Annotated in this window: 17 protein-coding genes; 11 read left to right on the forward strand and 6 right to left on the reverse strand. The window is 42.3% G+C overall.

Annotated features, from left to right (window positions below; translation table 11 throughout):
• Nucleotides 1-34: 34 nt before the first annotated feature.
• The 6 genes from ABM313_RS10475 to ABM313_RS10500 all read left to right on the forward strand — a co-directional run bounded on the left by ABM313_RS10475 (nt 35) and on the right by ABM313_RS10500 (nt 2,827).
• Nucleotides 35-628 carry a chromophore lyase CpcT/CpeT gene (locus ABM313_RS10475; RefSeq protein ID WP_434687792.1) on the forward strand — a complete coding sequence of 198 codons (594 nt, stop codon included), beginning with the start codon at nt 35-37 and terminating at the stop codon, nt 626-628.
• A gap of 102 nt (nt 629-730) precedes the next feature.
• Complete coding sequence (locus ABM313_RS10480; protein WP_434687794.1) at nt 731-1,372, forward strand: hypothetical protein; 642 nt, start codon at nt 731-733, stop codon at nt 1,370-1,372.
• Between the two features lie 201 nt (nt 1,373-1,573).
• Nucleotides 1,574-1,819, forward strand: a complete 246-nt coding sequence (locus tag ABM313_RS10485; RefSeq protein ID WP_434687796.1) for a hypothetical protein — start codon at nt 1,574-1,576, stop codon at nt 1,817-1,819.
• 75 nt (nt 1,820-1,894) lie between these two features.
• Entirely contained in the window at nt 1,895-2,233 is a 339-nt protein-coding gene (locus ABM313_RS10490; RefSeq protein ID WP_281008048.1) for a YbaB/EbfC family nucleoid-associated protein, read from the forward strand.
• Between the two features lie 77 nt (nt 2,234-2,310).
• Nucleotides 2,311-2,556 carry a DUF3134 domain-containing protein gene (locus tag ABM313_RS10495; RefSeq protein WP_094532883.1) on the forward strand — a complete coding sequence of 82 codons (246 nt, stop codon included), beginning with the start codon at nt 2,311-2,313 and terminating at the stop codon, nt 2,554-2,556.
• Between the two features lie 40 nt (nt 2,557-2,596).
• Complete coding sequence (locus ABM313_RS10500; protein WP_434687799.1) at nt 2,597-2,827, forward strand: TIGR02450 family Trp-rich protein; 231 nt, start codon at nt 2,597-2,599, stop codon at nt 2,825-2,827.
• A gap of 54 nt (nt 2,828-2,881) precedes the next feature.
• Here ABM313_RS10500 and ABM313_RS10505 read toward each other — a convergent pair whose 3' ends face one another.
• The 3 genes from ABM313_RS10505 to bcp all read right to left on the reverse strand — a co-directional run bounded on the left by ABM313_RS10505 (nt 2,882) and on the right by bcp (nt 5,551).
• Nucleotides 2,882-3,985 carry a phosphotransacetylase family protein gene (locus tag ABM313_RS10505; RefSeq protein ID WP_434687801.1) on the reverse strand — a complete coding sequence of 368 codons (1,104 nt, stop codon included), beginning with the start codon at nt 3,983-3,985 and terminating at the stop codon, nt 2,882-2,884.
• Nucleotides 3,986-4,144: 159 nt separating this feature from the next.
• Nucleotides 4,145-5,020, reverse strand: a complete 876-nt coding sequence (folP, locus tag ABM313_RS10510; protein WP_434687803.1) for a dihydropteroate synthase — start codon at nt 5,018-5,020, stop codon at nt 4,145-4,147.
• A 75-nt stretch (nt 5,021-5,095) separates the two neighbouring features.
• A complete protein-coding gene (gene bcp / locus ABM313_RS10515) occupies nt 5,096-5,551 on the reverse strand; it encodes a thioredoxin-dependent thiol peroxidase (protein WP_434687804.1) in 456 nt (151 codons plus the stop codon).
• Nucleotides 5,552-5,808: 257 nt separating this feature from the next.
• Here bcp and ABM313_RS10520 point away from each other — a divergent pair, with 257 nt between their 5' ends.
• From ABM313_RS10520 to mltG, 4 genes are all read left to right on the forward strand, one after another.
• Entirely contained in the window at nt 5,809-6,450 is a 642-nt protein-coding gene (locus tag ABM313_RS10520) for a bifunctional 4-hydroxy-2-oxoglutarate aldolase/2-dehydro-3-deoxy-phosphogluconate aldolase (protein ID WP_434687806.1), read from the forward strand.
• Between the two features lie 113 nt (nt 6,451-6,563).
• Nucleotides 6,564-6,992, forward strand: coding sequence for a Holliday junction resolvase RuvX (gene ruvX, locus ABM313_RS10525; protein ID WP_434687808.1), 429 nt, complete (start codon nt 6,564-6,566; stop codon nt 6,990-6,992).
• Between the two features lie 130 nt (nt 6,993-7,122).
• Complete coding sequence (locus ABM313_RS10530; protein WP_094532895.1) at nt 7,123-7,677, forward strand: DUF3727 domain-containing protein; 555 nt, start codon at nt 7,123-7,125, stop codon at nt 7,675-7,677.
• Nucleotides 7,640-8,731, forward strand: a complete 1,092-nt coding sequence (gene mltG, locus ABM313_RS10535; protein WP_434687810.1) for an endolytic transglycosylase MltG — start codon at nt 7,640-7,642, stop codon at nt 8,729-8,731. The genes ABM313_RS10530 and mltG overlap by 38 nt, the downstream gene beginning before the upstream one ends.
• A gap of 84 nt (nt 8,732-8,815) precedes the next feature.
• On the opposite strand, the gene ABM313_RS10540 is transcribed toward mltG, so the two are convergent.
• The gene (locus ABM313_RS10540; RefSeq protein WP_434683804.1) at nt 8,816-9,385 is read right to left on the reverse strand and encodes an IS630 family transposase; all 570 of its coding nucleotides are present in this window, start codon (nt 9,383-9,385) and stop codon (nt 8,816-8,818) included.
• Nucleotides 9,386-9,387: 2 nt separating this feature from the next.
• Nucleotides 9,388-9,888 carry a helix-turn-helix domain-containing protein gene (locus ABM313_RS10545; RefSeq protein WP_434683803.1) on the reverse strand — a complete coding sequence of 167 codons (501 nt, stop codon included), beginning with the start codon at nt 9,886-9,888 and terminating at the stop codon, nt 9,388-9,390.
• A gap of 99 nt (nt 9,889-9,987) precedes the next feature.
• On the opposite strand from ABM313_RS10545, the gene ABM313_RS10550 reads away from it, so the two are divergent.
• On the forward strand, nt 9,988-10,530 hold the full coding sequence (locus tag ABM313_RS10550; protein WP_434688440.1) for a YqeG family HAD IIIA-type phosphatase: 543 nt from the start codon (nt 9,988-9,990) through the stop codon (nt 10,528-10,530).
• Between the two features lie 133 nt (nt 10,531-10,663).
• Here the strand turns inward: ABM313_RS10550 and ABM313_RS10555 are convergent, their stop codons facing one another.
• Nucleotides 10,664-13,648: a UPF0182 family protein gene (locus ABM313_RS10555; RefSeq protein ID WP_434687813.1), complete on the reverse strand. Its 2,985-nt coding sequence runs from the start codon at nt 13,646-13,648 to the stop codon at nt 10,664-10,666.
• Nucleotides 13,649-13,759: the final 111 nt, after the last annotated feature.

Below are 13,759 nucleotides of genomic sequence, written 5' to 3' on the forward strand. Positions count from 1 at the left end.
AATCTCATACGCAACCACCTAGCATTAGTTATTTATGTCACTTACAAGTATTTCTAAAGAACTCTCAACTCTAACTTCATGGATGGCAGGAGAATTTAGCAATCGTGAACAATCGCTAGATCAACCTGTTTGGTTTGTGAATTTAGTCTGGTGGCAGCGTCCCATCCCATTTAAAGTTTTGGGCAGCATTGCTATCTTTGCCGAACAAGCCAATGCCCTAATTCTCGATCGCCCCTATCGTCAGCGCATTTTGCAATTTGTGGAAAATGACGGCAAAATTCAAGTGAAATATTGGGGATTTAAAAATCCTGCGGCATGGACTGGGGCTGGACGCGATCGTGATCGGCTTAATCAAATCACCATTAATGACATCGAACCCCTCGCTGGTTGTTTACTAGATGTATCATTTGCCAATAGTCGCTACAAAGCCGAAATGCCTAAAGATGCTAAATGTTGTTTTCAATATTTAAACGAATCTCGTCAAGTTGTTTTAGGCTTTGAGGTTAGCGCTAATGAATTTTGGAGTGGCGATCGCGGGGTTGATCCTGAAACAGGAACAGCAATATGGGGTGCAACTGTGGACTTTTACAAATTTAAAAAAATCCAAGACTTTAGCCTTGAGGTTTAGATTGCGTATGTTCACAGCAACAAATAATAGGCTGTGTTACCATCAGGTTAACGTAATCTCAAATAGTCTATTGTCAACTTCACCAATTAGAGGGTAAATACTATGCTAAATATCTCTCAAATTGCGCTCGACAAAACCGCAAATGAAGACTTAACTTTAGTTGTCTTAGGATTACTTGCTCAAGGTTCTGAGATTTTAAATGTTGCACAAGTAATTACAACTAATACAAACAGTATTGTAAAAGACTCTATAGAGGTTTCCATACAAGAGGTTTCTCTGTCTGACGAGGCATACCTAAAGAAAAACTTGCTTGGCTCAGAGTTATGGCTAACAGATATATCTCGAGACTGCGAAAATATTTTGCGTTGTATTACCTATGCTCTCATCGGTAGAAATGAACTAGTTTTAGATAAATTGAATCTGCATACTCTGGAAAGTAAATATTTAGCATTAGGAATTCCTATTCAATTTGTCATTAAAGTTGTCAGACAAATGAAAGCATTGATTGCTCCATTAATTAATAACTCTGACATTGCTGAGATACTAGACGGATACTTTGAGGATGTAATTTCCAGATTGGATAATCAAGATCGATTAACGATATTACAGAAACAGAATAAAGGCTTAGCAAGATTAAGACAACAATGGCTTGCAGAAGATGCAGACGAGCAAACTGAGACTTGGAATTATTTGCGTGATGCTCTGAACCCAGATTCGCCTTTCTATAGTCCTGTGTCTGTATGAGTCCATCGTTTTCTTAGATAGGGGGGGGTAGGGGCTGTAACAAATCCTAATGCAAAGCAATCTAGCAATTTAGCTTGTTTAGAATGGTTAGTCGGATTACCTTCAAGAGGATATGAAGTAGCAATACCCGAAATAGCTGATTATGAGTTAAGGCGAGAACTACTAAGGGCTAAAAAACTTAGGGGGATTCAACAGTTAGATTTGTTAAAAGTTGAGGTTGTTTATTTACCCATTACTACAGGTGTAATGCTACAAGCTGCGGAGCTATGGGCAGAAGTAAGACAAAGTGGTCAAGCAACGGCTGATCCGAAATCATTAGATGGGGATGTGATTTTAGCGGCTCAAGCATTGTTACAAGCACAACAAGGATACGAGGTTATTGTGGCAGCTACAAATGTCAAACATATTTCTAGATTTGTTGATGCACGTCTATGGACAGATATCTAGATGACCGTACTTACCGAACCGTGACGATTAGTGACATAATGTACAAGAAAACTTAGGATTAAAACTGATACTGCTATGTCAGAGGGAAAAGGATTTGGCTTTGGTTTAGGCAAAATGAAAGAAGCCTTCCAAAAAGCCCAGCAAATTCAAGAAGGCGCTAAAAAGCTGCAAGAAGAATTAGATGAATTGCGTTTAACTGGTGAATCTGGTGGTGGTTTGGTAAAAATCACTCTAAGCGGCAACCAAGAACCTCAAAGTGTGGAAATTGCTCCTGAAGCTTTGAATGAAGGCGCAGAAGTTTTATCAGACTTAGTACTCGCAGCCCTCAAGGATGCTTATCAGCTTTCTACTGGCACAATGAAGCAAAAAATGGAAGACCTCACTGGTGGCTTAGGTTTGCCCGCAGGTTTCTAAATTTTCAATCAGTGTTTTCAAGCAGTTTGCAAAGCAAACTGCTTGAAAGGGACTAAAGATTTTTATTTGATATTTTTATGATTAACAACCCCGCCTTGCGCGTACAGCGTCGTAACCAACCCGCAGCACTCATCCCTACACAACAGGAAGTTTCTATTCTTGATTGGCTAGAGTCCACAGGGCGCTTAATTGCCAGAGAAGGCACTGAGTCAAGCTTAAAGTTTGATGATGAAGCTGAAGAACTAAGTGAATTGATGTTAGGCGATGACCCTAGTTACATCGATGATGACGACGATGACAATGATGACGATGATATTGATTAGACATAAAAAATGCGGCTAGCCGCATTTTTTATGAGGTGATATGTCTAAAAAACAAAAATTTCCGCATCTAATAGGGTCCAAATGGACGGCGATGCAAGAAACTTTCGGGTGGCGACATTTTGTTGTAGTCAATCGCAAAAATGAAGGAGATTTAGTTTTTGCAGAGATCAAAGCAGCTTGTGACGACTCAGTAAGGTTTTGGCTAAATGCTAAGGCGCTGAAAAGGCGATCGCTATGGCTACCTGGTTGGAAAACATTACAAGAAATGTAAACACCCTGTTTCTTTAAAAAAAGAGATAGTGCTGTGCTATCTCTTTTTTTAGATTTAAGCTGTAGCTAACGCTTTGATGTTCATTAACTTTAAGAAGCGATCAAAGTTGAAATGTTTTCCCATCATGTGGCAAATACTGGTTACTTTCACGCCCTCATGTAGTCGTACTTGTCCTAGACAGCCCTCGATAATACTGACCGTGCTGAGGGTGTCTTTGCTAACTGAGAGGATCGGTACACCTAATTCCATAGCCTTATGGGCGACATCATCACTAATAAAAGGACGACCTGTCAGAATTAGACAATTTGTCGATGTTTCTAGCGCAGCAAACTGGAGATCAATGCGGCTACTGCCCGTAATTACAGCTTTGTTGTAGGACTTGCGGAAATAGCTTTGGGCGGAGTTGACATCCATCGCCCCAATTTTGAGTTCCTCAACCATAATTTTTCCTAAATCAATATTTTCAGGACGGCAGAGGATGTTTGCACCCAGTTGCTCGATAATTTCAGAAACGCTAACACTTCGCAATGTGCGATTCTCAGGCATGAGTGCAAATACGGGAATACCTTGATTTTCAAGATAGGGGTGGAGAACTTCGATCGCTGTTTCATACTGCTCATCAGGAATATCATTGATTACCACTCCTAATAAGCGATCGCCAAAGCGTCGTTTTGCCATCAAGATATGGTCAACCACTAACAACGAGCCAAATCGCATGACTAACAAAATAGGAGCTTCGAGTTGATCTGCCATTTCCTCTAGGGAAAGCCCAAATATTGCGCCTTCGGCTGTGTTGGCAGGGGCTTCTAAAAGTACGAGATCCCCCTCAATTAATTTTTTATACTCATCCAACTTAGTGCTGTAATCAGCTTTATCTTCACCAGATAGACGGTATTGGAGGGCAGATCTGTCGAGATTAAGTAGAGTGGGTCGCAAAAGGGATTGCGGCAAATTTAGCGCTTGCTTAATAAATTCCACATCAGCTTCAGTGCGTTCGGCTGATTCGGGTAATTCTTTGGTCGTAAAAGTACCTATTGGCTTACCATAGCCAATCTTGTAACCTTTAGCTTGCAAGTTATATGTTAATCCCAAAATTGTTGCTGATTTTCCACTGCCTGATCGGGTGGAACCAATCAGCAAATGCTTAGCCTGTGGCACGTCTTGCCCTCTAAAAAATGATTACAAACTTTACTGGATTGTATTAAAGCCTACATCCTGTTTGGCTATTGTAACTGATGGACTGTTACGGATACTTTTTGATATTGGCATTTATGCATGGTGATTATGCAATATATCGATAGGCTCTCAAATTCTATTTTATCGATATATGGCATCACTGATTTGACAAGCATCAAATATTTCTTTGGGATCATGTACTCGTAGAATATCTGCACCCCCTGCAATACAGGCTGTACATGCAGCGATGGTTCCAAATAGGCGATCTTTAGGGTCGGGGCGATCGCAAAGCTTACCAATAAAACTTTTACGTGATACTCCCATTAACAAGGGTGCGCCAATTTCTTGAAAGGTTGGCAAATTTCTTAAAAGTTCAAGATTATGTTCGGTGGTTTTACCAAAACCAATCCCTAGATCGATCGCGATTAAATCCTTAGGAATGCCGCAAGCCTTGGCGACCAAAATCGCATCGGCAAGAAATTGCTTCACATCCTTTACCACATCGCGATATTTAGGATTTTCTTGCATCGTGCGTGGTTCCCCTTGCATATGCATTAAAAAAATTGGTACTTGTAGCTTTCCCGCCAGAGGCAACATTTCAGGATCGAATCGACCTGCGGACACATCGTTGAACATGTCGGCTCCTGCGGCGATCGCTGATTTCGCGACACTTGCCTTGACTGTATCAATGGAGATGGGTAATTGGGGGTATTCAGCCCGAACTGCTTCGATGATCGGCAAAATGCGATCACTTTCTTCTTCAGCACTAACTGGCTGGGCATTAGGTCTCGTCGATTCGCCACCAATATCAAGAATGTCAATGTAGGGTAACATCTGTGCGACTTGCCTTAAAGCTGCATCCCGTGAGTTAAATTGACCGCCATCGCTAAAACTATCGGGTGTAACATTCAAAATACCCATTAGGTAAGTGCGATTTCCCCAAATAAATTGGCGATCGCGAATTATCCAATTAGTTAATTTAGTTGATTTAGCAGTCTTGCTTGTGCTTAGAGTCAATGTTTCAACCTCAGAAATTTTTACAGCGCTTGACGCTATCAATTAAAGAGGAGGCTATTTACGCCTCCTCTTTAATTAGATATCTGCGAGAACTTGGGCGGGATGGGGTTCGGCTTTGACCGCGAGATAAATTTTCTCGATTTTACCCTCAGGATCGATCACAAAGGTATTGCGGAAAATACCCATGTATTCTTTGCCCATCATTTGTTTCTTGCCATAGCTCTCGTAGGCTGTGGCAACTTGAGCATCGACATCGCACAGCAACGGGAAAGGTAAGTCAAATTTCTCAGTGAACTTTTGGTGTGACTTAGCATCATCGGTGCTAACACCAAAAATTAATGTATTTTTTGCTTGAAACTGGGCATAGTTATCGCGAAAGCCACAGGCTTCTTTAGTGCATCCAGGGGTGTTATCACGAGGATAGAAGTATAGAACTACACGCTTACCTTTGAGGCTAGAAAGGGTCACGATATTGCCATGTGTATCAGCCACGCTAAAATCTGGGGCGCGATCGCCAACTTGCAAAGCCATAGATATTCTCTATAATTTGTTATCCAAAAGATATTATGAAGCACGACAGCCTAAGAGCGCATCTCACTTTTGCAACTTTAAAATAGCATTTAGGGCTTCGCCGTAAAATAAGGAAGGGATTTTTGATGGCACGGGTTTGCCGCGCCATCAAAAATCCCTTCCTTGTTAAATTGCAGAACCCTTGTGTTTGCAAAAACAATGCTTTGTGTAATGATCTTTGGGAGTTAAACGCAAATGCAACTTTTTGCACAAAACCTGTGAATCCTTGGCTCAGTTTGTTGCAGCAGCATCGTATTATCGCCGTTATACGTGCTAATAATGTGGTGACTGCACGGGAAATGGCACTTGCCGCCGCCGCAGGTGGGATTAAGCTGATCGAAATTGCTTGGAATACGGATCGCGCCGAGTCCCTAATTCCCAAATTACAGCAGGAGTTACCTGATTGCAAAATCGGGACAGGCACAATTCTAGATATCGATAGTGTAGAGAGAGCTATTGGCTGTGGTTGTAGCTTTCTCTTTACACCCCATACCAATCCTGAGCTAATTGCTAAAGGTGTCGAAAATAATATTCCTGTAATCGCTGGAGCATTGACTCCGACGGAAATAGTTACAGCTTGGCAAGCTGGAGCAGCCGCAGTTAAGGTCTTTCCGATAAAGGTAGTTGGGGGAATTGATTATCTAAAATGCTTACAGCCTGTGTTGCGTGATATTCCGTTAATTCCTACGGGCGGGATTACGATTCAAAATGCTGATCAATTTCTTGCCGCAGGGGCGATCGCTGTGGGCATTTCTAGCCATTTATTTTCACCAGAAGCGATCGCGGAAGATGACTGGACAACAATCATTGCCCGATCTCAAACACTCATCCAAAAAGTTCAACCATTTCAAAACCAATAGTGTGTCTTGCTTTGCACGACCCACAAACCCCAAAGAGAGTTGCAGTGCTACGCACTGCAACTCTCTTTGGGGTTTTGTTTTAACATGACTAGCGACAGCTATAAAAGTGATTTATGCAATACGCAGCATTAGGTTTAGATGTCGGCAGAAAGCGCATTGGTGTCGCAGGATGCGATCGCCTTGGTATATCAGTACATGGCATTACCACAATTACTCGTAAATCATGGGATGAAGACATGGCAATCCTGCAATCACTAATAGTCGAGCGCAATATTGACACACTTGTGGTGGGCTTGCCTTACAACATGGACGGCTCCCTCGGTCATCAAGCCAAACATGTTCAAAAATTTGCCAATGGTGCTGCCAAACAATTAGGTATCTCAGTGGAATTTGTTGATGAACGTCTAACTTCCTATGAAGCTGAAGAAATGATGCGATCTCAAGGTATTTCTACAAGACATAACAAGGAAATGATCGATCGCAAGGCGGCAGCCCTAATCTTGCAACAATGGCTAGCGCTAAAGCGTCAACCAATCCCATAGAAAAGTCTTGCAAAGCGAGACTTTTCTATAAACTGTCCCCTTTGCTGTCATAATGCTTAAAAGCGCCAAAAGCCTTATACAAGAGGGTTTCTCTGAGCTAGTAGTGCTATAGGATACAAAACAGCAATCTATGGAAGGATCGACGATCGTACTTAAGGATGACGCAGGTAAGAGCTTGCCTTGCACTGTCGAAACCGCGTTTAAAGTGGACAGCACCGAATATTTGCTGCTGCAACCAGTTGACTTTTCTGTGCAAATCTTTGCATGGCAAGAAACCGATGACGAAGAAGAAACTGAATTAGTCGATGTCACCGAAGAGGAAATTGATCTAATTTTCCCAGTAGCTCAGGCGGTTTTAGCAGAACAAAATCTTTCACTAAAACGCTCGGCACATACATTGACTGTTGAAGGTGAATTACCTGAGCCAACTGAAGAAGATATCATTGAGATCGATACCGAAGAAGATGGAAATTGTGGTGAGTTTCAAGAACTAGCTCATTTCTACTATGAAGAGCAAGCTTTTTCTGTATTTACGTCCCTTGATCCTTTGATGTTTATTGCTAAAGTTGGAGATGACGGTCAGCCTGAAGTCCTTACACCAGAGGAAATGGCAGCCCTTGAGCCTTATGTGGAGCAATATCTAGACCATGTCCTCAGCACAGAAGATGCCGAAGAAGAGTTCTAAATGGCTATTTTATGGTGTTGCCGTTCCCTTAACTATCCTTGTTACTGGTATTGTTAGCAGTTCTTGGTGGATTTGGGCAAGTGCAGCACCTAGCAATTTTGGGGCGAAAATTCGACTAACTATATCCGATGGAATGCCAACGCAAGCGATCGCTCAAGAGCTAGAATCAGCAGGCGTGATTCGTTCTGCCTTAGCTTTGCGCTTGTGGGTAATGTGGCAATCGCTGCGAAGTAGTGAGTCAGTAGCCTTGCGATCGGGAACCTATGATTTCGCCACAAACCAGTCATTGCCAGAAGTGGTAGCCCAAATCCAGACTGCCAAATCTTCAGAAGTAAGATTTACGATTCCTGAAGGTTGGTCGATCGCACAGATGGCAAGTTTATTTGAGGAGCAGGGCTTTTTTGCAGCTAAGGATTTTGTAATTGCGGCTCAGCGTGTCAGTCCGAGGCGACGCACTTGGCTGCCTGAAGATATTCCTAGTCTAGAAGGATTTCTTTTTCCTGATACCTATCAAATCTTGCCATCGGAAGCGACACCTGATCGGATTATTGATTTGATGCTTAATCGCTTTGAAGAAGTCGCTTTACCGCTTTATCAAGACAATCAATCTAGTAAACCGAAGGTCAAAATCAGTCTCAAAGATTGGGTCACTCTGGCAAGTATTGTGGAAAAAGAAGCGGTAATTGAATCAGAAAGACGGATCATTTCTGGTGTTTTCTGGAATCGCATCAAAAAAAATATGCGTTTAGAATCCGACCCTACAGTTGAATATGGCTTAAATATTCGCCAAACACCTGAAAATCCTCTCACCTTAGATCAAGTACGTACTGCTTCACCTTATAACACCTATTTAAATGAAGGTTTGCCACCTGGGGCGATCGCTTCTGTAGGGTTAGCTAGTCTCAAGGCAACTCTTGATCCAGCGACGACCGACTACTTATTTTTTGTAGCTAAATTTGATGGCAGTCATGTATTTAGTCGTACTTTAGAAGAACACGAAAAAGCATTGCAAGTGATCGACAAAAAAATTCAGCAAAAAACACCTAAACAGTAAAATATCCCGCCCTCTGCGCGGGATATTTTACTAGAACAATTGAGTTTGCTCAACTGTTCTAGCTCAAAGCGCTGTAATACCAAATCACAAAAGAGAGGCAACAGATAGAGCATCCAGTATGGAATCTCTACCGACAAGAGAAGCAATTACAGATTTAGTCATTTCGGAGAGACGATTCTTGACCAAAAGCCGCAACTCATCCATATTTTTGGGTAAAGAAAATCTCAACCCTTGCTTCAAATGTAGCCAAACCCGCTCAATTGGGTTTAATTCTGGAGAATGAGCAGGCTGAAATATCAAAATGATATTGTGAGGTAATCGTAAACGCTTAGCCCGATGACAACCAGCCTGATCAACTTGCAAGATAATTATGCTGTCTGCAAATTTCTCTGATACAAGGTCTAGAAATATTTGAAAACAGTCAGTGTTGAGATGACTAAATTCATAGAAAAAGCTTTCTCCCGTCGCAGGTTCGACGATGCCGTATAACCATGTAGCCTGAAACTGCCACTGGACTTTTGCCTTGGGTTTGACCCCACGAGCCGTTATTTTACGACCACTGATGGTTTTCAAACCAATCCTTGTTTCGTCTTGACAAAAGAATCGGACTTTTCCCGTTAATCCCAACACGGTCACGGCATACCATGCCACCATGGCTAGGTTATCCGAGAGTTTTTTTTATATTCCTCGCGTTGCCCTTGGTTTTGACTGGCGCTATAGGGACGGGCTACCTTTGGTTTTGCCTTCATTCGGTAATGCACCAAGTCATGCACATTTTTATAGGTACTTTCGATTCCTAGTTTTTCCTGTAGCCATTGTCGTATCTCTCCGTAGCTATTAAATCCTTTTTCCTGTTGCAGTTGTTTGTCCAGTGCTTTTTGCGCCCAATCTGGGATTTTGGGTATTCTGCCTACTCTTGGTTTATGGCTTAGTATTCCTGCTATTCCTCCCTCTCGATATCCTCTGATCCACTCTTGCACTGTGCTACGGTTTCTCCCGATTAGTTGAGCGGCGGCTTGCACTGTGCCAGCTTGCTTGCTTTTCAGTAAGTACAATACTTGCACTCGTTCTTTATCTGAGCCTGTTTTCTGCCGCCCTAGCATCTCTTTTAGCTCTTCTTCGCTTTCACTTATTTCTAATCTATATACCCCTGCCATTTTGTTATCCTCTTTCTCCTTTTTCTCTTATATCATCTGTTGCCTCTTCTTTGTGTTTTGGTATAAGATATTCTTAATTATTTAATTAACATTCTCAAAATATTTGTGAAAGCTTGGCATCTTATTGCTCCTGACCTAGTTTTGTCATCACCTATTTACGCGATCACACCGCAACTTATGACAACCTATGGGTTACGTGGTTTGATTTTGGACGTAGACAATACATTAATTGGGGATGATGAAGCTGATGTGTCAGAAGAAATTCGTCTTTGGGTAGGGTTAATGCGTTCACAATATCCCATCTGGTTAGCAAGTAATAATTTTAGCGATCGCCGCATTCAGAGAGTTGCCGAGAGCTTGAATCTTCCCTATCGCAGTCGTGCTGGCAAACCATCGCGCCGTGTGGTACGCCAAGTTCTCGAAGCGATGGAGTTACCAGCTTCGCAAGTGGCGATGGTAGGTGATCGCCTATTTACGGATACGATCGTTGGTAATCGTTTAGGTTTATTCACAATTTTGGTACAGCCTCCTTGTGAAGAGTTGATATTCAAGCCATCGATCTCCACCATCTTTAAAGCGCGATCGAGTTTTCTCCGCAATTGGGAAATTTGGATTGCCCGTAAATCTGGCGTGAAAATCTAAAAAAGCAGAGATTGCTATGCAACCTCTGCTTTTTTTAACGTCGGTTCGACGAAAGCGAAAAATGGTAAGAATCGCTAAGCGATTCTTACCATTTTTCGTCATTTGCGTCGTGCGAAGCAAGGCGCAAAACTTCTTAAGGTGATGGCGTTGGGGCTTCGACTGGGCGAATGATGGGCGGTGTAATTTCTTGGTCTGGCTTAAAGATGGCAGCGATCGCCTGCTGTAAAGTCTGAGCCATCACGATTCGATTCTCATAGGCAACAATTACACGCACGAGAGTTGGCAATTTGTTTTGAGTTGACTCTAAATAAAGTGGTTCTACATACAGCAGAGATTGTTCAATGGGAATGATCAGTAGATTGCCTTGAATTACTCGTGAACCTTGACGATTCCATAGCGAAATTTGTTGAGAAATTACAGGATCTTGGTTAATTCTGGCTTCAATTTGTTCTGGTCCATAGACAAGAATTTGCTTGGGAAATGTATAGAGCAAGAGCTTTCCGTAGTTCTCTCCATCTGACCTTGCTGCTAACCATGCCACCAGATTTGTCCGTTCCTTAGGCGTAAAAGGTAATAGGAGAATAAATTCCTCAAAGGGAACTTCAGGTAAACTTGTAATTAAATAATAGGGTTCTACTAGACGTGGTTTATCACCATAGACCTCATTGGGAATTTGCCACTGATCTTCACGGTTATAGAACACTTGAGCATCAGTCATGTGATAGGTCATCAAGCGTTCTGATTGAATTGAGAACAAATCGACGGGATAGCGTAAATGCTGCCGCAGTGGCTCAGGCATTGCACTGAGGGGTTTAAACAAATCAGGGAAAATCCTTGCCCATGAGCGGATAATCGGATCACTAGGATCGGCAATATAGAAATCTACATGACCATGATAGGCATCAATCACAACTTTAATCGAGTTGCGAATGTAATTAATTCCTTCATTGCCAGTATCCGAATAGGGATAGCGATCGCTAGTGGTATAAGCATCAACAATCCAATAGAGAGAGCTAGGATCTTCTGGCTGAGCACTTGCTTTGGCTGCTACTAGATAGGGATCACTGTCGTAACGTAAAAAAGGAGCGATCGCCTGAATCCTTTGCATAATGTTCCGCCGAAATAACAACTTAGTTTCGGGCAGGAATTCGGGAGTCACCGCCATCCGCCAATCATTTAGATATTTAGCAAATAACATCCGCCGCCAAAAGGAATCAAGGGGAATACCGCCTCTTCCATCATAAATGTTGTAAACATTATCATTATCGCTAGGATAATCGAGTTCCTTAACCTTGGTTCCAGTCATCACATAGGTATTAGTATTCTCTCCGTAATAAATACGTGGTGCACCAATCGGAATACTCTCCCGCACAGCTTCGCTAGAGGTGGTGAGAGGACTGCCTTCGGTGATGCCAATATCTTTAATGAAATATTCAGGTAGTCCACCCGCACCGACCCGATTGACTGGACTGAGGGTAAAGCCATAGCCATGGGTATAAATCAAATGCTGGTTTACCCAAGTTTGCGCTTCTTGAGGAACTGCCGTATAGTCCAACTCTCTCGCGGCGATGAGTACCTGTTGCTGACTAGCCGCAGTTTTGGATAGCTTCTCTTCATTAATCGTATAACGATCAATATCCGCATCAGGAAAACTATAGTAAAGACGGATTTGTTGAAGTTGACGATTGGTGGCAAGTAGTGGTTGTTTATCCCAAAGCCGAATATTGCGAACCGTCAAGTCATTATTTTGAATGGATTTTTCGGTTAACTTGCCCTGTGGATTAAAAACCTGAGAATTAATACTTTCGAGTCCGAATGCTTGACGGGTAAAGGAGATTGTGCGTTGGATGTAGGGCTGTTCACGGGCAAGTTCATTGGGTTGCACAATCAAAGATTGCACGGCAATTGGTAAACCGACACCTAGCCCGATCGCCATCACTAGATATACAACTAAAGCGAATACCACTGGCTTACGACTTACAGGTTGACGATGAAATCTGACCCACCGCAGAATTAAGTAAATGGCGATCGCGAAGGCGAGAATACTTAGCCCTGTATAGACTGGTAACTGTACCACTGTATCTGTATAGCTAGCACCATAGGAAACCCCACGCGGTGAATATAAAAGCTCGTAACGATTGAGCCAATAACTAAACCCAATTACTACCATCAACACACCGCCGAGTCCGTAAAGGTGTCGCTGTTGATCGTGGGAAATACCGATAAATTTACCTTCGCTCAGGCTATTTCCTGATAGCAAGTAGGTTAGGAGGACGGCAATAAAACCATACAGACAAACGCCAACTAGCCCAAATTCCACAACTTCCAAAGTTGGCAAATTGAATATATAAAAGCTCAGATCTTGATTAAAAAGGGGTTCAGTTTGCTCAAAACTAGTGGGTTGAAAATAAGGAATAATCCGCATCCATTGTCGTGAAGTCACCCATGCAGTAAACACACTAATGACAACAGCGATCGCCTTTAGCAAGAACTTGGGATAAATTAGCAAAGAAATTGCCGCCCCAATAGTCACAACTGCCGAGAGTCTCGCCGTAAATATCTGAATTACCAATCGACCAAGTAGTTCGGGTCTAAATAGTAATGGTGCGATCGGGGCAATACTGGGTTGGAGCGCTGATGGTTTCCATTGAACGAGTGCTACTTGTCCATAATGAATTAGGAGTGAGCAAATTAGGAGACTTAAGCCCAAAACTAGAGGCAGAAGCCAACGTAATCGAAAAGATGTGGGTATGTATTTGGATGAAGTTGGTGATTGATTATTTAGTTGTTTTGGGAGAGATGATCGTTTGCGGAGTTTTGATTGTCGCCGTTCAGACTCATTAGGTAGATCGTCATATTTCAGTGATTCAGCAATCTGCAAATTTCTGAAGAGATAGCCTAAGGCGATCGCGAATATCGCAACTCCTAATCCAATTTGTACTCCGAGCCGTAATAAATACATGGGCAAATAGCCCATCTCTTGAAACCATAGAATCTCGCCGCCTAGTCGAGATACAGTCTCACTTCCAAAAACTAAACCTGCTATTCCCCCTAATAGCCAAAGGTAATAATGCTTAGAAAACTTGAATGTATTTAGTTTTAAGGAGGTTAACTTCATAAATTCACCTAGAAACTAGGTTTAATTTCATTGTCTAAAGCTGCTGATATCACTTAGCAGATGCGCTAAACCCATAGCTTTTTCAGCAAAACACTGCTTTACATTACTTTC

Source organism: Pseudanabaena minima str. Chao 2107, from assembly GCF_051131155.1.
Taxonomy (GTDB): Bacteria; Cyanobacteriota; Cyanobacteriia; order Pseudanabaenales; family Pseudanabaenaceae; genus Pseudanabaena; species Pseudanabaena minima.

What these genes read in the sequence shown, in the direction of transcription:
- ABM313_RS10475 (WP_434687792.1), top strand. Translation starts at nt 35, where the DNA reads ATGTCACTTACAAGTATTTCTAAAGAACTCTCAACTCTAACTTCATGG.
- ABM313_RS10480 (WP_434687794.1), top strand. Translation starts at nt 731, where the DNA reads ATGCTAAATATCTCTCAAATTGCGCTCGACAAAACCGCAAATGAAGAC.
- ABM313_RS10490 (WP_281008048.1), top strand. Translation starts at nt 1,895, where the DNA reads ATGTCAGAGGGAAAAGGATTTGGCTTTGGTTTAGGCAAAATGAAAGAA.
- ABM313_RS10495 (WP_094532883.1), top strand. Translation starts at nt 2,311, where the DNA reads ATGATTAACAACCCCGCCTTGCGCGTACAGCGTCGTAACCAACCCGCA.
- ABM313_RS10500 (WP_434687799.1), top strand. Translation starts at nt 2,597, where the DNA reads ATGTCTAAAAAACAAAAATTTCCGCATCTAATAGGGTCCAAATGGACG.
- bcp (WP_434687804.1), bottom strand. Translation starts at nt 5,551, where the DNA reads ATGGCTTTGCAAGTTGGCGATCGCGCCCCAGATTTTAGCGTGGCTGAT.
- ruvX (WP_434687808.1), top strand. Translation starts at nt 6,564, where the DNA reads ATGCAATACGCAGCATTAGGTTTAGATGTCGGCAGAAAGCGCATTGGT.
- ABM313_RS10530 (WP_094532895.1), top strand. Translation starts at nt 7,123, where the DNA reads ATGGAAGGATCGACGATCGTACTTAAGGATGACGCAGGTAAGAGCTTG.
- mltG (WP_434687810.1), top strand. Translation starts at nt 7,640, where the DNA reads ATGTCCTCAGCACAGAAGATGCCGAAGAAGAGTTCTAAATGGCTATTT.
- ABM313_RS10540 (WP_434683804.1), bottom strand. Translation starts at nt 9,385, where the DNA reads ATGGTGGCATGGTATGCCGTGACCGTGTTGGGATTAACGGGAAAAGTC.
- ABM313_RS10545 (WP_434683803.1), bottom strand. Translation starts at nt 9,888, where the DNA reads ATGGCAGGGGTATATAGATTAGAAATAAGTGAAAGCGAAGAAGAGCTA.
- ABM313_RS10555 (WP_434687813.1), bottom strand. Translation starts at nt 13,648, where the DNA reads ATGAAGTTAACCTCCTTAAAACTAAATACATTCAAGTTTTCTAAGCAT.